Source organism: Bacillus silvicola (genome assembly GCF_050524305.1).
Classification (GTDB): Bacteria; Bacillota; Bacilli; order Bacillales; family Bacillaceae_G; genus Bacillus_A; species Bacillus_A cereus_AT.
In genome coordinates, this window is record NZ_JBNGVC010000012.1 from 1797501 (window position 1) to 1820373 (window position 22873).

Consider the following 22873-nt stretch of genomic DNA (forward strand, 5'->3'; position numbering starts at 1 on the left):
GATCAAACGTTATTAAAAGCTAATATTACAACGGCTCACACTATATTAATAACAGCAGATAAAGAAAAAAATGAAAGCTTAGCTGATACACAGTCCATTTTAAATATTTTAACTGCAAAAGGGCTCAACCCAAATATTCACTGCATCGCTGAACTTCTTACTTCTGAACAAATCCAAAACGCAACGAGAGCTGGTGCATCAGAAATTATAGAAGGAAATAAATTAACGAGCTATGTATTTACTGCATCTCTTTTATTCCCTTCCATTTCAGGTGTACTATTCTCACTTTATAATGAAATCTCTGATAACAAATTACAACTGATGGATCTCCCTTCGTCCTGCACCGGACAAACCTTTGCAAATTGTAGCTATACTCTTTTAAAGCAAAACATTCTCTTACTAGGTGTAAAGCGCGACGAGCAATATATGATCAATCCAGTTCATTCTTCCATTCTTATCGAAAGCGACATACTCATTGTTATTCACCATTAAAAAAATGATTTTCTAGTTCTTGTACCAATACTTTACCAATATTGACATACTTTCTCTTCACATCTCCATCTGGATCTTGCGGCTCCGCAAATTGATCCAATCCACTCGTTCCAGCTGTTAAAGCATTAACATTATCATCTAGTTCGTCTTGATATACGTGCGAAAGAATATACGGTGTTTCAAGACGGACTATTACACCAGGCACATCTAGTTCCCCATCCACCGCTGTAAATGGTACGCGTAAAAATTGATACCCTTCTTCTTCGTCGATTTTATAATCAAAGCATCCTTTATCATAATCCCAATTGCCGCCAATACTATATCCAAGTGGTTTCATAACCTCTTCTAACTTATATAACGCATATGTACTTCCTTCTAAATTTGATTGAATCGGAATCAAGCCCATCCCTCCTAGACTTTTCCTTTAGCATGTCCATTCCATTCTGAATATATATGAGATTCAACACAGAATGTAAGTTACTCGCCAAAAAATCACAAAAAAAACTGTTGGGGGCTCGTCCCCAACAGTTTTTTTATTTTAAACGCTCTTCTAATTCTGCTTTTAATTCTTCAAATCCTGGTTTACCAAGTAAAGCAAACATGTTTTTCTTGTATGCTTCTACTCCTGGTTGGTCAAATGGATTTACGCCTAATAGATAGCCGCTCATCGCACATGCTTTTTCGAAGAAGTATACAAGGTAACCGAATGTGTACTCATTTAATTCAGGGATGTTTACGATTAAGTTTGGTACTCCGCCATCGCTATGTGCAAGTAATGTACCTTCGTACGCTTTTGTGTTTACGAAGTCTATCGTTTCACCAGCAAGATAGTTTAATCCATCTAAATCGTTGTCATCTAATTCGATTTTTAGTTCGTGTGTAGATTTACCTACTTTAAGAACTGTTTCGAATAGATCACGGCGACCTTCTTGAATGTATTGACCTAATGAGTGTAAATCAGTTGAGAAGTTTGCTGAAGATGGGAAAATACCTTTTTGATCTTTTCCTTCACTTTCACCAAATAACTGTTTCCACCACTCAGAGAAGTAGTGAAGTGCTGGCTCATAGTTAACAAGCATTTCAATTGTTTTCCCTTTATTGTATAGGGCATTACGAACTACTGCGTATTGGTAAGCTGGGTTTTCTTCCAGTTCTGATGTCCCGAAGTCATCCTGACCAGCAGCTGCACCTTTCATCATCTCTTCAATATTTAAGCCACTTGCCGCGATTGGTAATAAACCAACTGGCGTTAATACAGAGAAGCGGCCGCCAACATCATCTGGAATTACGAATGTTTCGTAACCTTCGTTATCAGCTAATGTTTTTAATGCGCCACGTGCTTTATCTGTAGTTGCATAAATACGCTTGCGAGCTTCTTCTTTTCCATATTTCTCTTCTAATAACTTACGGAAAATACGGAATGCGATTGCAGGCTCTGTTGTTGTACCTGATTTGGAAATAACGTTAATAGAGAAGTCTTTACCTTCTAATACATCCATTAAATCTTTCATGTAAGTGGAGCTAATGTTTTGTCCAACAAATAGCACTTGTGGAGTTTTACGTTGTTCTTTAGATAGCGTGTTGTAGAAAGAATGGTTTAACATTTCGATTGCTGCACGTGCTCCTAGGTAAGAACCACCGATACCTACAACAAGTAAAATGTCAGAGTCATTTTTAATTTTTTCTGCGCATTTTTGAATGCGAGCAAATTCTTCTTTGTCATATTGAAGCGGAAGGTCTACCCACCCAAGGAAATCGTTCCCAGCTCCAGTTTTTTCGTGGATTGCATGATGTGTTACTTTCACTGCATCACGCAAATAAGTTAGTTCATTTTCACCGATGAAGGATAACGCTTTAGAATAGTCGAACGTTACATGTGTACTCATCTTTTTCCCTCCAATTATGTATATGTATTTCTGTATTCACTTTAGCGAAACTAAAGTTGTAAATCAAGCGATTCAACAATTGTAAACGTAACCAATATATATTTTTTAGAAAAAGTTCATTTTTTGCATAAAAATTCGCTTTTTCGGTATAGATGTATATACATCCTTTTTAAACACATTTTTTATGTATAAAAACAACATAACTGCACCATTCTATAAAAGAGTTGATTAACTCAGCTCTTGCTCATGCTTCACAATTAAGGGGGGCTTTTTCATGAGTACATTGCAACGTATCGCATTAGTCTTTACTGTAATTGGTGCTGTAAACTGGGGACTAATCGGGTTCTTCCAGTTTGACTTAGTAGCAGCCATTTTCGGCGGACAAAACTCAGCTCTCGCACGTATTATTTACGGCATCGTTGGTATATCTGGGCTTATCAATCTTGGTTTACTCTTTAAACCATCTGAAAATCTTGGTACACACCCAGAAACAAACGAAATTCGATAACCAGTATGTCCTCTTCACCTCCGACATACGAATATGATTGCATGCAATCATATTTGCAAATATATATCATAAGATAAAGTAAAAGAGGAACGCTCATATGCGTTCCTCTTTTACTTTGTTAACTCGGACTCTTCAATCCATTCTGTCAGCTTTTCTCGCAACGTATTAAATCCGTCCTTAGATGGATTCGGTATAAGAATCCTTCCTTGTTTTCTTTTCGCCGCTTTTAACGATAAACTCATTTTTCTGTGCTCTTCATCAATTGAAAGTACTTTTACTTCTACTGTATCGCCGACTTTCAAAAAGTCATGAATATCCTTTACATATCCATTTGTAATTTCAGATATATGCACAAGTCCTTGTGTTTCTGCATCTAACGCTACAAATGCACCGTAATCTTGAATTCCAGTCACTTTCCCTGTTACAACCACTCCTGTTGTATATTGTTCTGACATATGAAACACTCCCATACGTTTACCATTTTCTCTACAAATGTAGATTGCAAAACAGATGTACTTATTATTAAATATCCGATTGGTGAATAAGTACCTTAAGTAAAATACCTAGGATACTCACACCTTATATTAGTAAATTATACCACTATGATAGAACTCATTCAAAATTCACGAAAAAATTTCCTGCAATACGTATAATTCTCCAATATTAGGATAGAATACTAACACATGGCTTTCTAGTATTCCCCCCCTTTTATGGACAAAACGTATTATGTTTTGTCCTTTTTTTATTCTCTATGAACCGTTCCATTCTCTTCATCGCTTCCATAAGTTGCTCAAGCGATGTTGCATATGAACAACGAATGAATCCTTCACCACTCTCACCAAACACACTTCCAGGAACAACAGCCACTTGTTCTTCTAATAATAATTGTTCTGCAAATTCTGCTGAAGATATTCCGGTTGAAGCTATAGAAGGGAAAACATAAAATGCCCCGCCTGGTACATGACATGTTAAGCCCATTTCATTGAAAGATGTCGCCATAAAGTTACGGCGTTTCTTATAGCTATCTCTCATTCGAATTACTTCATCATTTCCCCCACGTAATGCTTCAAGTGCTGCAAATTGAGACATCGTTGGTGCACACATCATTGAATATTGGTGGATTTTGAGCATTAATTCTGAAAATTGCACAGGGGCTGCAATCATCCCAAGACGCCATCCTGTCATCGCAAATCCTTTTGAAAATCCTGAAATTAAAATCGTATGTTCACGCATGTTTTGAATGCTCGCGAAACTTGTATACACTTCGTCATATACAAGCTCTGCATAAATTTCATCAGATAATACGATTAAATTGTGCTTCTCAACAATAACTGCTAGCCTTTCTAATTCAGATTTGTTTAACATTGCACCTGTTGGGTTATTGGGGGAGCAAAGTAATATTGCCTTTGTTTTCGCTGTAATAGCCGCTTCAATTTGTTCTGGTTGTACTTTAAACTCGTTTTCTAAAGTAGTCGCTACAGGAACTGGAACTCCTCCAGCTAATGATACAAGCGGTGCATAAGAAACGAAGCTCGGTTCAATAACGAGCACTTCATCATCAGGATTTATAATGGCGCGCATCGCTACATCTAACGCCTGGCTTGCTCCAACCGTAACAATGATTTCATCGTTTGGATCATAAGATACTGCAAATTGTTTTTTTAGATACTTTGCTATTTCTTGACGGAGCTCCAATAATCCTGCATTTGCTGTATATGACGTATACCCTTGTTCCAAAGAACGAATACATGCTTGCCTTACATTCCAAGGTGTAACAAAATCCGGCTCTCCTACCCCGAGAGAAATAACACCTTTCATATTTGCTGCTAAATCGAAAAATTTCCGAATACCAGATGGTTTTAAAGATTCTGCTGATCTGGATAGTTCAAATCGCTTCATGGTGTCACCACAATTCGCTTATCATCATCGTCTTTTTCATAAATAACGCCCTCATGTTTATACTTCTTCAAAATGAAATGAGTAGTTGTAGAAACGACAGATTCAATTGTTGCTAATTTCTCAGAAACAAACATCGCTACTTCCCCCATCGTTTTCCCTTCTAATGTAATAGAAAGATCATATGTCCCTGACATTAAATAAACGGATTTCACTTCTGAATAACGATAAATTTGTTCAGCAACCGCATCAAACCCAACGCCGTGCTTTGGCGTAACTTTCACATCGATCATCGCCGTTAAACCTGTATGTTCTTTCACCTTCGTCCAATCAATATGTGTTACATAATCCACAATAATCTTTTCATTTTCTAATCTCGCAACCATCTTCTTCACTTCTTCTACCTCTATATTTAACAGCTTCGCTAATGTATCTACAGATAATCGACTACTCTTTTCAAGACAAGCTAATAATTCTAATTCTTTTTCTGTCACCATATAAATCATCCTTCCTTTTCGTTTGTGCCTAAATTATACAAATACCTTTTCCTGTTTGAAAAGAAGATTTTTTTAGAGAATTATGTCAAAATGAAGTGAAACTTTAATCAGCGGGGGTTTTATTCATCCCCACTGATTATCAGCTGCACCAATCGGGATTAAGAGGAAAGGGGATGGAACCGTGAAACCAAAAGTATATATTGCCGAACCAGTTCCAACATTTGTAGAAAACTATTTATCAGAACACTGTGATTTTGATAAATGGGATCAAAACGAGAAAGTACCTCGTGATGTTCTATTGGAGAAAATAAAAGATAAAGATGGGTTATTAAATTTCGGATCTGCTATTAATGAAGAATTGTTAGATGTAGCTCCTAACTTAAAAGTAGTGAGTAACATTTCTGTTGGTTACGATAATTTTGATTTAACAGCGATGGAAAAGAAAAATGTTATCGGAACGAATACTCCATATGTATTAGATGATACAGTAGCTGACCTCGTTTTTGCTCTTATGTTATCTGCTGGTCGCCGTGTTTGCGAACTCAATTCCTATGTAAAAAATGGTGAATGGAACGCTGAAATCGGAAAAGAACACTTCGGACTAGATGTACATCATAGTACGATCGGTATTATCGGAATGGGACGAATCGGAGAAGCTGTCGCAAAACGAGCGAAATTTGGATTTGATATGGATGTCCTTTACTATAACCGTCGCCGTAAAGAAGAAGCCGAACAAAAATTTGATGCTACATATTGTGATTTACAAACTCTAATCAAACAATCTGACTTTATTATTCTTCTTACGCCATTAACAGATGAAACATATCATCTTATCGGGGAGAAGGAGTTTTCATTAATGAAAGAAACAGCAATTTTCATTAATGCCTCTCGCGGGAAAACAGTAGATGAAACTGCATTAATTCATGCATTAACAGAAAAGCAAATATTTGCAGCCGGTATCGACACATTTACACAAGAGCCTATCCAAAAAGATAATCCGCTCTTATCATTACAAAACGTTGTAACTTTACCGCACATCGGATCTGCAACATTAAAAACAAGACAACAAATGGCAATGACAGCTGCTGAAAATTTAGTTGCAGGATTACAAGGAAAAACACCACCTAATATTGTTCGTAGGTAATTATAAAGTGAAACTTTAATCACCCCTCACCAATCGGGCTCTTACGGGCAGTAAGACTCCCACAAATAGCGGGATAAATAAGCGAAAGGCAAGATGACGATGTCATCTTGCCTTTTTTTGTTAACATATTTTTTTCGCCCTTGGAGATGATATGAACAAAAATCAATGGAGTGACAAAAAATGAACCATGAATGCAAATGTCCTTACTTCACTTTTTCCACTCGCGGCACTACTATTCATTACGAATTGTATGAACATAATAATAAAAAAGAGCGACCTACTTTCGTACTCGTTCACGGCTTCTTATCTTCCTCATTTAGCTATCGACGGCTCATTCCTTTACTAACAAAGGAAGGTACAGTAATCGCCCTTGATTTACCACCATTCGGAAAAAGTGATAAATCTCATCTCTTTAAGTATTCTTATCACAATTTAGCAACAATTATTATCGATTTAATTGAACATTTATCACTCTCAAATATTGTATTAGTTGGTCATTCTATGGGTGGGCAAATTTCTCTCTATGTAAACCGTATACGTCCTGAACTAATCTCAAAGACGATTTTACTATGTAGCTCTAGCTATTTAGCACGCGCAAACTTACCTTTAATGTATACTTCTTATTTACCGTTCTTTCATTTATACGTAAAGAACTGGATTATACGGCGCGGTATTGTTCACAACTTAATGAATGTCGTTCATGATCACTCATTAATTGACGATGAAATGAAAGAAGGTTACTCCGCCCCTTTTTATGATGATCGTATATTCCCTGCCTTAACTCGAATGATAAGAGACCGTGAAGGTGACCTATCTTCAAGCGAATTACAAAAAATCGAAACACCAGTATTACTCATTTGGGGTGAAAAAGATCGCGTCGTTCCTGTACATGTAGGACACCGTCTTCATAAAGATTTACCTAATTCAACATTTATCTCTTACGAAAATACAGGGCACTTACTACCAGAAGAAAAGCCCGAGCATGTTTATGAAGAAATCATGACATTTTCCGCACTGTGAAGCCAAACTTTAATCAATCCGAACGAACTAAAATAAACAAAAAGGCTGTCGTAAATTCCGACAGCCTACAATGAACAACTTCCGCCCTCTTTTAGTACAAGTAACTCCACAGCTAATTTCTCACATTTTTCAAGTGCAGGTACTTCCTCAAAAGACATAAAGTATATATGTTGAATCTTCTTTGCGATATATTTTGGATCGTCAAACACACTTACAACGTTCACAACATCGCTCGCTTCTGTTTCATAAAACTCCGGTCCCATTTGAAACGGGTCCCAATTTTTCACAAGCTCAATCATCTTTTCATATGCACCCATCTATTCCCCGCCTTTTCACTTTTTAATACTTTTCTTTATCCTATCACATCAGCTATTCTATAAGAAGAGAGAGAGAACTTTCATAACTTAACGGTTTTACAGAAGAAGGGGGCAAACATATGCAACTATTTCATAAAACGGTAAATCGGCGTGGTACACACAGCACAAAATGGGACACATATAAAAACGAAGAACTTCTCCATTCCTGGATTGCAGATATGGATTTTGAAGTACCAAAACCAATTCAAACTGCATTACAACAGCGTATAGAACATCCTATTTTCGGCTATACAATTCCTCCAGAAAATATTGGGGATATTATTTGCGATTGGACAAAAAGCCAATACGGTTGGGATATAAAAAAAGAGTGGATTGTATTTAGTGCAGGCATCGTTCCAGCTCTTAGTACGAGCATACAGGCATTAACGCAAGAAGGAGAATTTGTACTCGTACAACCTCCTATTTATCCACCATTTTTTGAAATGGTCAAAACAAATAATAGACAATTATGTGAGAGTCCCTTATTTAAACAAAATGGCACATATAAGATAGACTTCGAGCATCTAGAAACTCAATTTAAACAAGGTGTAAAACTAATGCTTCTCTGTAGCCCTCATAATCCTATTGGACGTGTTTGGACGAAAGATGAACTAACAAAACTCGGTTCGTTATGTACGCAGTATAATGTAACCGTTGTCGCCGATGAAATTCACGCCGATATTATTTATAAAGGCCATACTCATACACCGTTTGCTTCTTTATCTGAAGAATTAGCAGCATGCACTATTACTTGTATGGCTCCGAGCAAAACATTTAATATCGCAGGATTACAAGCATCTACCATTATTATTCCGAATGAAAATCTCCGTAATGCCTTTATGTCTATCCAACATAGACAAGGATTCCACGGATTAAATACATTTGCTTATACAGCAATGCAAAGCGCGTATACAGAATGTAATGATTGGCTAAATGAAATTCGATTGTACGTTGAAGATAATGCTCAATTTGCTTGTGAGTATATTCAAAATCACATACCAGCTCTTTCTGTAATTAAACCAGAAGGTAGTTTTTTACTGTGGATTGATTGTTCCCGCTTGAACCTTTCTCAAGATGCACGAACAGCATTACTTGAAGAGAAAGGTAAAATCATCGTTGAACCTGGTGAGAAATACGGGACAGGCGGGGAAGCCCATATCCGAATTAACATCGGCTGCCCACGATCTGTTTTAGAAGAGATTTTAAACAGACTACACCATACATTCTCATAACAACAAAAGCTACCTTTCACGGTAGCTTCTACTTTTTCTTCATATCCGACGCTTTTTTAACAATAACACCACAAGCAATTCGGTCACCAGATTTTCCTACTGGTTGTGTCATGCCATCATCAGCGTTTTCTGTAATAATAATAGACGCCCCATCTTTTCTATGAATCGTCGTTTTTCCTTCTTCAAGCGTTATATGCGGTGCATCGATTTCTGCTTTAATCTTTCCAGAACCATCTGCCACTACATTCGGTAAATCACCATTTTCCGCACCTTTCGGATTGAGGAGCCCATGTTTTTTATTATCTGGATTAAAATGATTCCCGGATGATTCGAAACTAGGCGCCTTACACTCTCCGATTTCGTGTACATGTAGCCCGTGTGGCCCTGGTGTAAACCCTTCCGCTTTGATCGTAATTTTCACTCCACTTGTTTGCTGAACTACTTTTGCAGTCCCCACTTCATCACCTGAAGCATTATGTAATTTCACATCAATTTCTTTCGGCTTCCCTTGGTCACAACCCGCCATTAGAAATAATAAACAACAACTGAAAAAAAGCCGTTTTTTCATTCTATTCCCTCCAAAATACTTTCTGCCCTTAGATTGTCCGAGCATAAAGGGAAACATACAATAATGAATTACTGTTTCTTTTCAGCTAAAAGCTTTTCTTCTACTTTCTGCAATCGCTCTGCTTCTCGTTTTGATACACGAATAAACATACGCCATGTAGCAACGGCACCAATGATAAATAGAACGCAAACAATACCTGGAATAATATACTCCGTTTTATCTTCAGGAAAATATAAAGGCATCATATAAAACACTCCTTATCAGGGAATTTATGAAAAGAATTATCATCAGAATTTTCTGTCATATTATTTTAAATTATAGTTGAAGCCTGTCATATTCTCAAGGACATTCAAAAATCAACTGATTTCTTTGACTCCTTCTTATACTTTCCTTACTATAAACTTGAGGTGAAAAATATGAGAGAAACATTTGAAATTGGTGAAATCGTTACGGGTATTTATAAAACGGGAAAATACATAGGCGAAATTACAAATAGCCGTCCTGGCAGTTACGTCGTAAAAGTATTAGCTGTTTTAAAACATCCGGTGCAAGGTGATTTACATAATGTAAAACAAGCTGATGTACCATTCTTCCATGAAAGACGCGCTTTAGCTTTTCGTGAACAGACGAACATTCCAGAGCAAATGGTGAAAAAATATGAAGGAGAAATTCCGGATTATACAAAGTCACTAAAATTAGCATTAGAAACACAAATGAATTCATTTTCTGAAGATGATTCACCTTTTGCGGGGCGTAGTCTAGAAACACTTCAGCAATTGAAGCAAGATTACAAACTTTAAAAAACAAAACGACCAAATTACATGTTGTGCAATTTGGTCGTTACTGTGTACTCACGTTCTTTAACACTTTCGAAAAATCAACAAGTTCGCCTAATGTCGGAGGTGCTGGTTTGACTAAATACTCTTTATCTTTTTCTACTAATTTAAAAATATTATATGTCGTCATCGCATCATCAAGCGCACAATGATGCTTTCCTGTTCCTGCTTTTCCATATGCCTCAATTGCTTTCCACAGCCCTGTTTGATTTCTCTCTCCAAAAAACTTCTTATACTCAAGCGATAAATCACGACACTGTCCAAAGAATGGAAATTCTAAACCCGCCATTTCGCAGTTATGCTTTAAGACTTTCATATCCATATTTCCCCACGTTACAATTGTCGGTTTACACCTCTTTTCATATTCTGCAAGTTTCTCAACAAGTTCATGAAAAGAAATTCCTTTGTCCACTACTTCCTGTTTAATTCCTAAAAATTTTTTACATCGATCCGTTAAGGACGGAAATGTTTTTGGCCTGACATGTGATGCATACGTATCTTCCACCTTACAACCAACAACTGAAACGAGTCCTACCTCAATAATTTCCGGGAAAAAACCTTTTGGCTTTTTTCTATGCTGGGGCATCGTAAACTCAAAGTCTAAAAATAAAAATCGTTGTTCATCCATACGATCCCTTCCTTATCATCTTTGTCATTCCTTTCTATTTGACACTCCTACACGAACAAGCTCGAATGCTGATTCCATTTGAAATATTCAGATTGGATGTATCTTATATATATGTCAAATGCCCACAAATATTTTTAAAAATAAGAAAAAATGACCTATGCAGAAAATATGACAAAATAAACCCTTTCATTTACATCCGCCATTTTTCTACTTTATAATGGCGTTATGTGTGTTTCATCTAGTTAATTTTTTGACACACTAAGAAAAGTGAATGAAAGGAGATGAGAGTTTTGCATGAAACAACGCAAGAGCTCGCAAACTGGCAGTATTATTTCGCTATCGCAGTCTTTTTAATTACATATGCCATTATTATTTCTGAAAAAATTAACCGTGCTGTCATCGCACTTCTTGGTGCAGCATTCATGGTAATTGCAGGGGTCGTTGACTTACACAATGCCTTTACGAAACATATTGAATGGGGAACTATTACGTTACTCATCGGTATGATGATACTAGTAAACATTACAAGTAAGTCAGGTGTCTTCCAATACGTTGCCATTAAAGCCGCAAAAGGAGCACAAGGAAATCCAATTAAAATTTTAATTTCACTTTCCTTACTTACCGCGCTTGGCTCCGCATTTTTAGATAACGTTACAACAGTACTTCTTGTTGTTCCAGTTACTTTATCTATTACGCGCATCTTGCAAGTAAATCCTGTTCCATATTTACTTTCTGAAATTATTTTTTCAAATATCGGAGGAACAGCAACATTAATTGGGGATCCACCAAATATTATGATTGGTTCTGCAAATAAGCATTTAGATTTCAATGCTTTCTTACTAAACTTAGCACCAATTGTAATTATTATCATTGCAGTAACAGCAACAATGCTTTACTTCATGTACCGTAAGCAATTAATTGCTGATCCTGTACAAATTAAGAAATTAATGAGCTTAGATGAAAAACAATACATTAAAGACCCAGTATTAATGAAAAAATCTTTAACAGTACTTGGACTTACGATTGTAGGTTTCATGACTCATTCTATTTTCCATATTGATGCAGCTATCATCGCCTTAACTGGTGCTACTGTCCTTATGTTAATCGGTGTGAAAGAACATGAAATTGAAGAAGTATTCGCTAGCGTAGAATGGGTAACAATCTTCTTCTTCGCGGGACTATTCGTACTCGTTGGAGGACTTATCGATATCGGTCTTATCAAAACGTTAGCTCAAAAAGTAATCGGAATAACAGGCGGGGATATTTCTCAAGCATCTATCCTTATTCTATGGGTATCTGGTATCGCCTCTGCAACAATCGATAACATTCCATTCGTTGCAACAATGATCCCACTTATTAACGATATGGCAGTTGGGCTAGGTTTATCACCTTCTGATGCACAAATCGACGTACTATGGTGGGCATTAGCATTAGGTGCTTGCCTAGGTGGAAACGGAACATTAATTGGGGCTTCTGCTAACGTAATCGTAGCCGGAATCGCAAGTCGTGAGGGGCATAAATTCAGCTACATGGAATTCCTTAAAGTCGGCTTCCCCATTATGATCGTTTCATTAATCATTTCTCACATTTACATTTATTTCCGCTACCTTATGTAGTAGAAAAAGCGCCCTGTTAAGCAGGGCGCTTTTTTATGTCTCATTCAGTACCGATTTTTGGAAAAGTTACTCGTTATACCTCATCGGCTCATTTCGAATAATGAATAAATGAATCGGCAAGAAAACCGAAAATGTGATTACATGAATAATCGTAAATAATATCGCATTCGTTCCATATCTGTCCAAAATAGCGTAAATGAGATAAATAGACAGTACAATCGACACAGCCGCTGCTAGCAGACTTATAATTGGTACATAATTAAAAATAAAGCATGCGACATATATACCGAATACTTTCCACCCTGCTTCTTCTTTCAAGAAATCCGGCAATTTATCTTTCGCTAAGTCCCCCCATGTCTTACTATTTAAAAAAGGAATAAAAGCAAGAACACCATCCGTCGCCCCATCATTTTTCGCCATCGTATAGAGTGCAAAAGCCGTTAACAAGTACGAAATAATTGCCCAAATTATTATAACAAGAATAAACGCAAAGCTAAGAGCAAAGAAACCTGCTAGTACGCCTTGATCTTCCATCTTATCCTCTCCTCTCTCTTCTCAACATATTTCATTACAGTGCAAGTTATGTTTTAAAATTCACCCAAACTCTTTGTATAATAAGAGAAGAAAAATAATAAGAGAGGAGCACATACCTATGCATCCATTTGTAAAGGCATTACAAGAGCATTTTACAGCTCATCAAAATCCCGAAAAAGCAGAACCGATGGCACGTTATATGAAAAATCACTTCCCTTTTCTAGGTATTCAAACACCTGAAAGAAGACAATTATTAAAAGACGTTATTCAAATACATACTCTCCCAGATAAAAAAGACTTCCAAATTATCGTACGTGAGCTTTGGGATTTACCAGAACGTGAATTTCAGGCAGCTGCACTTGATATTATGCAAAAATATAAAAAGCATATAAATGAAACTCATATCCCATTTCTAGAAGAACTTATTGTCACGAAATCTTGGTGGGATTCTGTAGATAGCATCGTTCCTACCTTTTTAGGTGGTATCTTTTTAAAACATCCAGAATTAATTTCTGCATATATTCCAAAGTGGATTGCATCAGAAAACATATGGTTACAACGTGCCGCAATTTTATTCCAGCTAAAATATAAACAAAAGATGGATGAAGAACTTCTTTTCTGGATTATCGGACAACTACATTCTTCAAAAGAATTTTTCATTCAAAAAGCGATTGGGTGGGTCCTTCGTGAATACGCAAAAACAAAGCCAGATGTAGTATGGGAATACGTTCAAACTAACGAACTTGCCCCGCTCAGTAAACGTGAAGCTATTAAACACATTAAACAAAACTATGGAATAAATAATGAAAAAATAGGCGAGACTCTATCATAGATAGACACGTTCCTCTATTGAGATTTAAAAAAGAACGTGTTAGAATATGTTCATTATTATTAATATAAGTAGCGATGACGGACTTATAAGTACTTGCACAAAAAGCGATTTGGGGATAGTGAAAGCCTGAAGCAGCAAGGAAACGGCAGTCTCGAGCAATACATTATAAAGTGGATGTGCATTTTGTACATCAACTAGGGTGGAACCGCGGGCAAACGCTCGTCCCTAGGCGAATAAGCCTTGGGATGAGCGTTTTTTTATGTTTTTTAAAGCATATACTGCTCGTTTCACAAGTACCAGAGTACGTCATCGCAAATACGTTAACTTTCAAAAGGAGGATTTTATTATGTATTCAATGGAACAAGTTGTAAACTTAGCGAAACATCGCGGTTTCGTTTTCCCTGGTTCTGAAATTTACGGTGGTCTTGCAAACACATGGGATTACGGTCCACTTGGAATCGAATTAAAAAATAACGTTAAAAAAGCTTGGTGGAAAAAGTTCATTCAAGAGTCTCCACACAACGTTGGTTTAGATGCAGCTATTTTAATGAACCCAAAAACTTGGATCGCTTCTGGTCACGTTGGTAACTTCAACGATCCAATGATCGACTGTAAAAAATGTAAAGCTCGTCACCGTGCTGACAAATTAATTGAAGATGCATTAGATGCAAAAGGCATCGAAATGGTTGTTGACGGTCTTACTTTCGACCAAATGGCTGACTTAATGAAAGAACATGAAGTAAAATGTCCTGATTGCGGTAGTGAAGAGTTCACTGAAATCCGTCAGTTCAACTTAATGTTCAAAACATTCCAAGGTGTTACAGAATCTAGCACAAACGAAATCTTCCTTCGTCCTGAAACAGCACAAGGTATTTTCGTAAACTTTAAAAACGTACAACGCTCTATGCGTAAAAAACTTCCATTTGGTATCGGCCAAATCGGTAAAAGTTTCCGTAACGAAATCACACCTGGTAACTTCACATTCCGTACACGTGAATTCGAACAAATGGAACTTGAATTCTTCTGTAAGCCTGGTGAAGATTTAGAATGGTTCGCATTCTGGCGTGAAACTTGTAAGAACTGGTTACTTTCACTTGGTATGCACGAAGAAAGCATGCGTCTTCGTGACCACGGTGAAGAGGAATTATCTCACTACAGTAACGCAACAACTGATATTGAATTCAAATTCCCATTCGGTTGGGGCGAACTATGGGGCGTTGCATCTCGTACAGACTTCGATTTAAAACGTCACATGGAACACTCTAACGAAGACTTTAACTATATCGATCCACAAACGAATGAGCGTTACGTACCATACTGCATCGAGCCATCTTTAGGTGCTGACCGCGTAACATTAGCATTCTTATGTGATGCATATGAAGAAGAGCAATTAGAAAACGATTCTCGTACAGTTCTTCGTTTCCACCCTGCTTTAGCACCATATAAAGCAGCAATCTTACCATTATCTAAAAAGCTATCTGAAGGCGCTACTGAAGTATTCGCAGAACTAGCTAAAGACTTCATGGTAGACTTTGATGAAACTGGTTCTATCGGTAAACGTTACCGTCGTCAAGACGAAATTGGTACACCATTCTGTATCACTTATGACTTCGACTCAGTTGAAGACAAAGCTGTTACAGTACGTGACCGCGACACAATGGAACAAGTTCGTATGCCAATTAGCGAACTAAAAGGTTTCTTAGAGAAGAAAATCCAGTTCTAATTATAAAAAAGAGGCCGCTCTAATGAGCAGCCTCTTTTCTATTTTTCACGTTTTTCTTTAATAGCTACTGTACATCTTGAAATACATAATAAGTCATCATTTTCATCAATGATACGAATATCCCAAACCATTGTTGAATGCCCTCTATGTATAGGTGTCCCAATCGCTGTTACAATTCCATCTTTCTTTGAACGAATATGATTTGCATTAATTTCTAAACCAAAACAAATACATTTCTCTTGATCAATTAAATTGTATGAACCAACGCTTGCTACCGTTTCTGCTAATGCAACCGATGCACCACCGTGTAAAAATCCAAATGGCTGATGCGTACGCTCATCAACAGGCATCGTAGCAACCACCTTATCTTCTGTCATCTCTAACAACTCAATTCCAAGCGAATCCATTAAAGTTTTTGACATATCGTTTCCCCCTTTTCCTCACTTTTAATCAAATGTATATTTTTACCTGTTTAATTTCAAACTACCTATAACACTTATATAAGGAGGTTTCACCTAAATGAAACAAAAATTTTGTATACTATCGCTTATATTCTCCTTGCTGACTATTGTACCAAATTGTGCACTAGCAGCCAAAGCATCTAACCTGACAATCGATGTTCAGACTGTAACGCAAAAAGGTAAGAAACCTTATATAGAATATCAAATTAATAGGCCTTCCTTTCACAACTTTTCTGACTCAAAATTTCAAAATAAGCTGAATTTCTATTACAAAAACTCTACTGCCAAATTTAAAAGTAAATTAGAAAAAGAAGCAAAGAAATATTATAAAGAAACAGAAGGATCTAGTACCCCTTTCCATCCATACGTTGCAAATGTTGACTATAAAGTAGCTTTAAACAAACGACCTTTTCTAAGTCTATATGTGAATTACTATCAATATACAGGCGGAGCGCATGGACTTTATACGTGGAAAGCAAATACATTTGATTTAAACGAAAAAAAGTTATTACACTTAGACGATTTATTTCAACAAGAGGATACATATAAAGAAATAATTCGTACGGAGATTGTAAGACAAATTAAACAAAATGAAGGCATTTATTTTCCTGATGCAGTCGAAAAAGTAACGAGCACAAAAAAGTTTCACTATTTTTTAGAACCAGATAATCTTGTGATTTATTTCCCTTTATATGAGATTGCTCCTTATTCAAGCGGAATCCCGCAATTTCATATTCCATATACGTTGCTAAGAGACTATTTAAAGCCTTCTTATCAAAATATTTTGATTGACAACAAGTAAATATTTTCGCTACGATAATGTTAACCTAAAAACAACAGGAGGTTAACATTATGAGAAGATTTCATGTTTTAGATTTAGCATTAGCTGCCATGTTCGTCGCTCTTATGGCTATTGGTGCAAACATTGTATCTTGGGCACCATTCTTGCAAGTAGCGGGCATCCCATTATCTATGCAACCATTTTTCGCAATTTTAGCAGGGCTTCTTCTTGGAAGTAGACTTGGCGCATTATCAATGACTGTTTATATGCTTGTTGGAGTAGCAGGTGCGCCAATCTTCGCTAACTTCAAAGCTGGATTTGGAGCACTTTTAGACCCTACTGGTGGTTTTATTATCGCATTTATTATCGTTGCTTACGTATCAGGAAAAATAGTAGAACAAAAAGAACGACCAACATTCAGCACCTTTGCAATTGCTTCGTTCACAGGAATCATTTTAACGTATATTATCGGTACTACTTACATGTACGGAGCGGTCAATATTTTCATGGGTGGTAATATGAGTTATAAAGCTGCGTGGATGATTATGATGTGGTTCGCAGTAAAGGACATTGCATTTACAATTATCGGTGCTATTATCGCACCCCGCATATACTATGCTGTACGTCGCTCGGCTTATCAGCATTCTCATTCGACGATTTCATAAGAAAAAGGAGTTGTTCCAGTAGGAACAACTCCTTTTTTATATTAAGACTCTTGATTCGTTTGCTCTTCTAAAATTTTCTTCATCATTGTGACCATGTCATCGCGTAATTCTGGGTGTTGCAGAGCCATTTCAATTGTCGTTTGAACGAATCCTAACTTTTCACCTACGTCGTAGCGTTTTCCTTCGAAGTCGTAAGCAAATACACGTTGAATTTCATTTAAGCTTTGAATTGCATCCGTTAACTGAATTTCGCCGCCCGCTCCAACTTGTTGCTGTTCTAAGAACATAAAGATTTCAGGTGTTAAAATGTAACGTCCCATAATCGCTAAGTTTGAAGGTGCAGTACCTTGCGCTGGCTTCTCAACAAAATTACGAACTTGATAACGACGACCCTCTTGCTCTAACGGATCGATAATTCCGTAGCGATGTGTTTCTGCTTCAGGAACAGTTTGCACACCAATAACAGAAGAAAGTGTTTTGTCATACTCGTCCATTAATTGACGTAAACATGGTTTTTCAGCTTGAACGATATCATCGCCTAATAATACTGCAAACGGCTCATCACCAATAAATTTACGCGCACACCAAACAGCATGTCCTAATCCTTTTGGTTCTTTTTGACGAATGTAATGGATATCTACCATTTTAGAAGAAGCTTGTACTTTTTCAAGTAACTCATACTTTTTCTTCTCTAATAAGTTTTGCTCTAATTCAAATGCATTATCGAAATGATCTTCGATAGAGCGCTTTCCTTTACCAGTAACGATAATAATATCTTCGATGCCTGATTTTACTGCTTCTTCTACGATGTATTGAATTGTTGGTTTATCTACAATTGGAAGCATTTCTTTTGGCATTGCTTTCGTTGCTGGTAAAAAGCGTGTTCCTAATCCCGCTGCCGGGATAATTGCTTTTCTCACTTTTTTCATGACAAATACCCTCGCTTTTCCTTTTAATTCTCTTAGTAAGGTGCAAATTTATAACATTATCTCTTAATAATCCTCTACATCATACAAAACTATAAGAAAAGAGGAGGCCGTTCTCCGTTCTCCCCTTTTCCTATCAGTAGCACTCTATTCTATTATAAACGATTCATAATATCTTCTTTAATAGTAAGTAACTTTTGTTCACTATTTTGTAAGGAATCATCTTGTACACCAAAGTAGAATTTAATTTTTGGCTCTGTGCCCGATGGACGTAAGCAGAACCAAGAACCATCTTCTAATTGATATTTTAACACATTTGATTTCGGTAAGTGAATCTCTTCCTTATTTCCACCTTGTAACGTTGTAATGATGCTCTCCTTATAATCCTCAACTGCAACGACTGTGAAACCAGCTACTTCTTTCGGAGGATTCCCGCGGAATGTTGCCATCATCTTTTGAATCTGTTCAGCACCGTCTTTTCCTTTTAACGTTAACGATACAAGATCTTCACGGAAGAAACCATGTTTCTCGAATACTTCTAACAGACCATCATATAACGTTTTGCCTTGTGATTTGTAGTACGCAGCTACTTCACATGCAAATAGAACAGATTGCACCGCATCTTTATCACGGCAGAATGGACGGATTAAATAACCGTAGCTTTCCTCATAACCGAATTGGAATTCATATTGTCCGCTTTCTTCATACTGTTTAATTTTCTCACCGATAAATTTAAATCCAGTTAACGTATCAACTGTATCTAAACCGTATGCTTTTGCGATTGTACGGCCAATTTCAGACGTTACGATTGTTTTTAAAACAACACCGTTTTCTGGAAGCGTTCCGTTTTCTTTCTTTTGTGATAATAAGTAATCAAGCATTAACGCACCTGTTTGGTTCCCAGTTAACACTTGGAACTCACCATCGTGATTACGAACTGCTACGCCTAGACGGTCTGCATCAGGATCTGTTGCGATTAACACGTCTGCGCCTACTTTTTCACCGTCGCGAATTGCATACTCAAACGCTGCATGCTCTTCTGGGTTTGGTGATTTCACTGTAGAGAAGTTTGGATCTGGTAACTCTTGCTCTTTTACAACTGTTACATCTGTAAATCCAACTTCTTCTAAGCCACGGCGTACAGAAATATTTGAAGTTCCATGTAATGGTGTAAAGACGATTTTTAAATCTTTTCCTACTTCTTTCACCATCTCTTTATTAATAATGACATTGTTCAATTCTGCTGCATATGCATCATCTACTTCTTGTCCAATTATATGTAATAAACCGTCAGCTTTTAATTGCTCTACATCAGCAACTTCAACTGTTAATTCATCTTCTACTGCATTTACGTAACTAATTAACTCATCAGCTTCTTTTGGAGGCAATTGTCCACCATCGTCACCATATACTTTATAACCGTTATATTCAGGCGGGTTATGGCTTGCCGTAAGAACGATTCCACTTACTGTATGTAAATGACGAACTGCGAAAGAAAGCACTGGCGTTGGGCGTAAGCTTTCAAACACATATGTTGTAATACCGTGTGCACCTAGTGTAGCGGCTACTTCCATTGCAAATTCAGGTGATTTATGACGAGAATCATACGCTACAACAACACCACGTTTCTTCGCTTCTTCACCTAATTTTTCAATAAATTTCGCTAATCCTTGTGTCGCTTTACGAACTGTATATACATTTAATCGGTTCGTACCAGCACCAAGTTCACCACGCATACCACCTGTGCCGAACTCTAGATTTTTATAAAAGCTATCCTCGATTTTCTTCTCATCTTGCTTCATGTTTTCTAGCTGTTCTTTTAATTCTACATCTAATTCTGCATATGAAAGCCAGCGACTAAATTCTTGTTTCCAATCCATACTTCTATCTCCTCCCGCTTGTCATACCTTTATTATATGAAAAAAACAACCTGTATCTCAATATTTTATAAAATCTAGCAGGATTTTACTAGGAATATTTGTATACACTATGATTAAATACTCCACCAAAGGGAATGAGGATTATGCAAGAATGGGGCTTGTCAGAAGAACTCAAAATACAAACAAAACAAATGATTGAAATTGCTGAAAAAGAATTATCAATTATGAGACAGGCAATTGATAAAGAAGATGAATGCATTTTATGCAAAATGGAAGATATTCATCACATGTTAGCAAATGTACAAACATTGGCAGCTACATACTATATTCAGGCGTATTTATCACCTTATACAGAAAGCTCACATTTTATCACAACTGCTGTCCAACATTTAAGTGCCCGCAAACACGGTGCTCTTATCGTTGTGGAACGAAACGAGACGCTTGAATCTTGTATTCAAACTGGGACCACATTAAACGCTCATTTAACCGCACCGTTACTCGAATCAATTTTTTATCCAGGTAATCCTCTTCATGACGGAGCCGTTCTCGTTAAAAATAATCATATTGTTTCAGCAGCTAATATTCTTCCGTTAACGAAAAGTACGGAAGTTGATCCTGAACTAGGAACACGTCACAGAGCTGCAATTGGCTTATCAGAAAAAAGTGATGCACTTATATTAGTTGTCTCTGAAGAAACAGGACGCACTTCCTTTGCTTTAAGTGGGACCTTATATACGATTTCTTTATAAGACGAGTCTTTCACTATGTCATACGTTATTAAACGGCATAATAGTAAATGAAATGGTATCGACTTACCAACAAAAACTAATCATACTCGTACCATATCAATAAGAAAAGACTGTCTCAAATGTTTGAGACAGTCTTTTCTTCAAAAATTATTCTTCCTCGAAACGCTCCACAAGTGTTGCAAGTGTACGTACCATTGCACCTGTTGCCCCGGCCGGCCCTAAATCATGCGCTCCTGATGTTTCAGATGTTCCAGCGATATCTAAGTGTACCCATGGTGTGTCTTCAGCGAATTCACCTAGGAATGTCCCAGCCATAACCGCATGTCCTTCACGACCTGGTGAGTTATTTAAATCAGCAAATTTACTGTTTTTGACACGTTCTTTATCGCGCTCGAAAATCGGTAATTGCCAAATTGGCTCATCCGTTTCCATTGATGCTTCTAATACTTGTTCAAACAACTCTTCATTATTTGTCATCGCACCTGTTGTATGATTTCCAAGTGCAACAATTACGCCACCTGTTAATGTTGCAACATCAACTAAGTAATTTGCACCAAGCTTCTTCGCATACGTAATACCGTCAGCTAACGCTAGACGACCTTCTGCATCTGTATTTAATACTTCGATTGTTTTTCCGCTCATAGATGTAATCACATCATCTGGCTTGAATGCAGTACCACTTACAACGTTATCCGTTGATGGAATTACAGCGATAACATTTTGCTCCGGGCGAAGTTCACCAATAATTTCCATCGCACCAAGAACAGCTGCTGCACCGCCCATATCACCTTTCATACCAACCATGCCTTCACGTGGTTTTAAAGAGTAGCCGCCTGTATCGTATGTAATCCCTTTTCCAACGAATCCAATTACATCTGTCCACTCTTCTTTTCCTTTATAAATAAGAGCGATCATTTTCGGTGGCTCTACACTACCTTGGTTTACTGCAAGTAATGCACCCATACCAAGATCTTCCATTTCTTCTTTCTCAAGAACTTTATAATCCATATCATACTTTTCCGCTAATTCAACCGCATACTCAGCAAGCCTTGTCGCTGTTAATACGTTTGGCGGCATATTTACAAGTGTACGAGCTGAATTTGTTGCATGTCCATGTACGTAACCAACTGTTAATGCCGCTTCAATTTCTTGTGCATCTTCCGCTGTAATAGCCGTGAACTTCTCTAGCTCTACACGTTCCTTTTTATCTGATTTATACGTTTGTAATTCATATGTACCAAGACCTTGTACTTCTGCTGCAATATGAGCAACATCAATCGCGTCTAACTTCTCTGTTACGAAAGAATCAAGTAAGATTGCTGCCTCTTGTACTTTGGCTGCCTGCAGTGTTTTAAACGCCTTACCAAGAGCCGCACGTAATGTTTCCGTCGTATAAGATTCTTTCTTTCCTAAACCAACGAAATAATAACGTTTCACATTTGTTTTTCCTAAACTATGTACTTTTGAAATAGCTTTCTTCTTAGTAGAAAGTTCTTTCTCTTCTAATAAAACTTGTAATTGCCCTTCAAACGCTTTGTCTAGTTCTTGTACAAAACTACTCGTTTTCTCTTCTTCAAATAAGGCAACAATCACCGCTTCATGGCTTGCTAATTCTTTTTGTACTTGAAACATGTTCAGACCCC

Annotated in this window: 26 protein-coding genes (1 of these 26 running past the window's edge); 12 read left to right on the top strand and 14 right to left on the bottom strand. The window is 37.1% G+C overall.

The genetic code is table 11. From position 1 onward, the window contains the following. A protein-coding gene (locus ACP6L7_RS21425; protein ID WP_097832247.1) for an ion channel crosses the window boundary here: on the top strand, positions 1-492 show its final stretch. The gene continues 504 nt to the left of window position 1, outside the view; only the last 492 of its 996 coding nucleotides appear in the window; its start codon lies off the left edge, out of view; it ends in the stop codon at positions 490-492. Here ACP6L7_RS21425 and ACP6L7_RS21430 read toward each other — a convergent pair. After that, complete coding sequence (locus tag ACP6L7_RS21430; RefSeq protein WP_141533510.1) at positions 479-892, bottom strand: YugN-like family protein; 414 nt, start codon at positions 890-892, stop codon at positions 479-481. The two genes, ACP6L7_RS21425 and ACP6L7_RS21430, sit on opposite strands and share 14 nt — an antisense overlap. 133 nt (positions 893-1025) lie before the next feature. After that, positions 1026-2378, bottom strand: a complete 1353-nt coding sequence (locus ACP6L7_RS21435; protein ID WP_430529379.1) for a glucose-6-phosphate isomerase — start codon at positions 2376-2378, stop codon at positions 1026-1028. A 274-nt stretch (positions 2379-2652) separates the two neighbouring features. Between ACP6L7_RS21435 and ACP6L7_RS21440 the strand changes: the two genes are divergently transcribed. Next, positions 2653-2886 carry a DUF378 domain-containing protein gene (locus ACP6L7_RS21440; RefSeq protein WP_000105788.1) on the top strand — a complete coding sequence of 78 codons (234 nt, stop codon included), beginning with the start codon at positions 2653-2655 and terminating at the stop codon, positions 2884-2886. Positions 2887-2996: 110 nt separating this feature from the next. Here ACP6L7_RS21440 and yugI read toward each other — a convergent pair whose 3' ends face one another. The 3 genes from yugI to ACP6L7_RS21455 all read right to left on the bottom strand — a co-directional run bounded on the left by yugI (position 2997) and on the right by ACP6L7_RS21455 (position 5279). After that, a complete protein-coding gene (yugI, locus tag ACP6L7_RS21445; RefSeq protein WP_000003767.1) occupies positions 2997-3341 on the bottom strand; it encodes a S1 domain-containing post-transcriptional regulator GSP13 in 345 nt (114 codons plus the stop codon). A gap of 253 nt (positions 3342-3594) precedes the next feature. Continuing rightward, positions 3595-4785, bottom strand: a complete 1191-nt coding sequence (locus tag ACP6L7_RS21450) for an aminotransferase (RefSeq protein ID WP_097832243.1) — start codon at positions 4783-4785, stop codon at positions 3595-3597. Continuing rightward, the gene (locus tag ACP6L7_RS21455; RefSeq protein WP_000255696.1) at positions 4782-5279 is read right to left on the bottom strand and encodes an Lrp/AsnC family transcriptional regulator; all 498 of its coding nucleotides are present in this window, start codon (positions 5277-5279) and stop codon (positions 4782-4784) included. The genes ACP6L7_RS21450 and ACP6L7_RS21455 overlap by 4 nt, the downstream gene beginning before the upstream one ends. A gap of 151 nt (positions 5280-5430) precedes the next feature. Here ACP6L7_RS21455 and ACP6L7_RS21460 point away from each other — a divergent pair, with 151 nt between their 5' ends. Further along, entirely contained in the window at positions 5431-6423 is a 993-nt protein-coding gene (locus tag ACP6L7_RS21460) for a 2-hydroxyacid dehydrogenase (RefSeq protein ID WP_097832241.1), read from the top strand. 180 nt (positions 6424-6603) lie between these two features. Continuing rightward, the gene (locus tag ACP6L7_RS21465; protein ID WP_097832240.1) at positions 6604-7443 is read left to right on the top strand and encodes an alpha/beta fold hydrolase; all 840 of its coding nucleotides are present in this window, start codon (positions 6604-6606) and stop codon (positions 7441-7443) included. Positions 7444-7508: 65 nt separating this feature from the next. On the opposite strand, the gene ACP6L7_RS21470 is transcribed toward ACP6L7_RS21465, so the two are convergent. Beyond that, entirely contained in the window at positions 7509-7760 is a 252-nt protein-coding gene (locus tag ACP6L7_RS21470; protein WP_097832239.1) for a YugE family protein, read from the bottom strand. Positions 7761-7879: 119 nt separating this feature from the next. On the opposite strand from ACP6L7_RS21470, the gene ACP6L7_RS21475 reads away from it, so the two are divergent. After that, positions 7880-9031 carry a MalY/PatB family protein gene (locus ACP6L7_RS21475; protein WP_097832238.1) on the top strand — a complete coding sequence of 384 codons (1152 nt, stop codon included), beginning with the start codon at positions 7880-7882 and terminating at the stop codon, positions 9029-9031. A 28-nt stretch (positions 9032-9059) separates the two neighbouring features. Here the strand turns inward: ACP6L7_RS21475 and sodC are convergent, their stop codons facing one another. Both sodC and ACP6L7_RS21485 read right to left on the bottom strand, forming a co-directional pair. Then, on the bottom strand, positions 9060-9599 hold the full coding sequence (sodC, locus tag ACP6L7_RS21480; RefSeq protein WP_097809341.1) for a superoxide dismutase [Cu-Zn]: 540 nt from the start codon (positions 9597-9599) through the stop codon (positions 9060-9062). A 68-nt stretch (positions 9600-9667) separates the two neighbouring features. Further along, complete coding sequence (locus ACP6L7_RS21485) at positions 9668-9844, bottom strand: hypothetical protein (RefSeq protein ID WP_000982763.1); 177 nt, start codon at positions 9842-9844, stop codon at positions 9668-9670. 171 nt (positions 9845-10015) lie between these two features. Between ACP6L7_RS21485 and kapB the strand changes: the two genes are divergently transcribed. Continuing rightward, positions 10016-10399 (top strand): kinase-associated lipoprotein KapB, encoded by a 384-nt coding sequence (kapB, locus tag ACP6L7_RS21490; protein ID WP_097832237.1) that lies wholly within the window; start codon positions 10016-10018, stop codon positions 10397-10399. A 40-nt stretch (positions 10400-10439) separates the two neighbouring features. On the opposite strand, the gene kapD is transcribed toward kapB, so the two are convergent. After that, on the bottom strand, positions 10440-11063 hold the full coding sequence (kapD, locus tag ACP6L7_RS21495; RefSeq protein WP_097832236.1) for a 3'-5' exonuclease KapD: 624 nt from the start codon (positions 11061-11063) through the stop codon (positions 10440-10442). A 290-nt stretch (positions 11064-11353) separates the two neighbouring features. On the opposite strand from kapD, the gene ACP6L7_RS21500 reads away from it, so the two are divergent. Continuing rightward, on the top strand, positions 11354-12679 hold the full coding sequence (locus ACP6L7_RS21500; RefSeq protein ID WP_141533512.1) for an ArsB/NhaD family transporter: 1326 nt from the start codon (positions 11354-11356) through the stop codon (positions 12677-12679). Positions 12680-12745: 66 nt separating this feature from the next. On the opposite strand, the gene ACP6L7_RS21505 is transcribed toward ACP6L7_RS21500, so the two are convergent. After that, the gene (locus ACP6L7_RS21505; protein ID WP_097832234.1) at positions 12746-13213 is read right to left on the bottom strand and encodes a hypothetical protein; all 468 of its coding nucleotides are present in this window, start codon (positions 13211-13213) and stop codon (positions 12746-12748) included. A gap of 118 nt (positions 13214-13331) precedes the next feature. On the opposite strand from ACP6L7_RS21505, the gene ACP6L7_RS21510 reads away from it, so the two are divergent. Together ACP6L7_RS21510 and ACP6L7_RS21515 are read left to right on the top strand one after the other, a co-directional pair. Next, a complete protein-coding gene (locus ACP6L7_RS21510; protein ID WP_097832233.1) occupies positions 13332-14045 on the top strand; it encodes a DNA alkylation repair protein in 714 nt (237 codons plus the stop codon). A gap of 346 nt (positions 14046-14391) precedes the next feature. After that, positions 14392-15768: a glycine--tRNA ligase gene (locus ACP6L7_RS21515; protein WP_000287143.1), complete on the top strand. Its 1377-nt coding sequence runs from the start codon at positions 14392-14394 to the stop codon at positions 15766-15768. Positions 15769-15806: 38 nt separating this feature from the next. Here the strand turns inward: ACP6L7_RS21515 and ACP6L7_RS21520 are convergent, their stop codons facing one another. Then, the gene (locus ACP6L7_RS21520; protein ID WP_016093481.1) at positions 15807-16190 is read right to left on the bottom strand and encodes a hotdog fold thioesterase; all 384 of its coding nucleotides are present in this window, start codon (positions 16188-16190) and stop codon (positions 15807-15809) included. 97 nt (positions 16191-16287) lie between these two features. On the opposite strand from ACP6L7_RS21520, the gene ACP6L7_RS21525 reads away from it, so the two are divergent. Both ACP6L7_RS21525 and ACP6L7_RS21530 read left to right on the top strand, forming a co-directional pair. Then, positions 16288-17031: a DUF3298 and DUF4163 domain-containing protein gene (locus tag ACP6L7_RS21525; protein ID WP_430529380.1), complete on the top strand. Its 744-nt coding sequence runs from the start codon at positions 16288-16290 to the stop codon at positions 17029-17031. A gap of 50 nt (positions 17032-17081) precedes the next feature. Further along, positions 17082-17675: a biotin transporter BioY gene (locus ACP6L7_RS21530; RefSeq protein ID WP_097832231.1), complete on the top strand. Its 594-nt coding sequence runs from the start codon at positions 17082-17084 to the stop codon at positions 17673-17675. Between the two features lie 41 nt (positions 17676-17716). Here the strand turns inward: ACP6L7_RS21530 and galU are convergent, their stop codons facing one another. Together galU and ACP6L7_RS21540 are read right to left on the bottom strand one after the other, a co-directional pair. After that, positions 17717-18604: a UTP--glucose-1-phosphate uridylyltransferase GalU gene (gene galU / locus ACP6L7_RS21535; RefSeq protein WP_000757821.1), complete on the bottom strand. Its 888-nt coding sequence runs from the start codon at positions 18602-18604 to the stop codon at positions 17717-17719. A 152-nt stretch (positions 18605-18756) separates the two neighbouring features. Continuing rightward, positions 18757-20481, bottom strand: coding sequence for a phospho-sugar mutase (locus ACP6L7_RS21540; protein ID WP_097832230.1), 1725 nt, complete (start codon positions 20479-20481; stop codon positions 18757-18759). Positions 20482-20624: 143 nt separating this feature from the next. Between ACP6L7_RS21540 and cdaS the strand changes: the two genes are divergently transcribed. After that, positions 20625-21230 carry a sporulation-specific diadenylate cyclase CdaS gene (gene cdaS / locus ACP6L7_RS21545; RefSeq protein WP_097832229.1) on the top strand — a complete coding sequence of 202 codons (606 nt, stop codon included), beginning with the start codon at positions 20625-20627 and terminating at the stop codon, positions 21228-21230. Between the two features lie 147 nt (positions 21231-21377). On the opposite strand, the gene pepA is transcribed toward cdaS, so the two are convergent. Next, positions 21378-22862, bottom strand: a complete 1485-nt coding sequence (gene pepA, locus ACP6L7_RS21550; protein ID WP_097832228.1) for a cytosol aminopeptidase — start codon at positions 22860-22862, stop codon at positions 21378-21380. Positions 22863-22873: the final 11 nt, after the last annotated feature.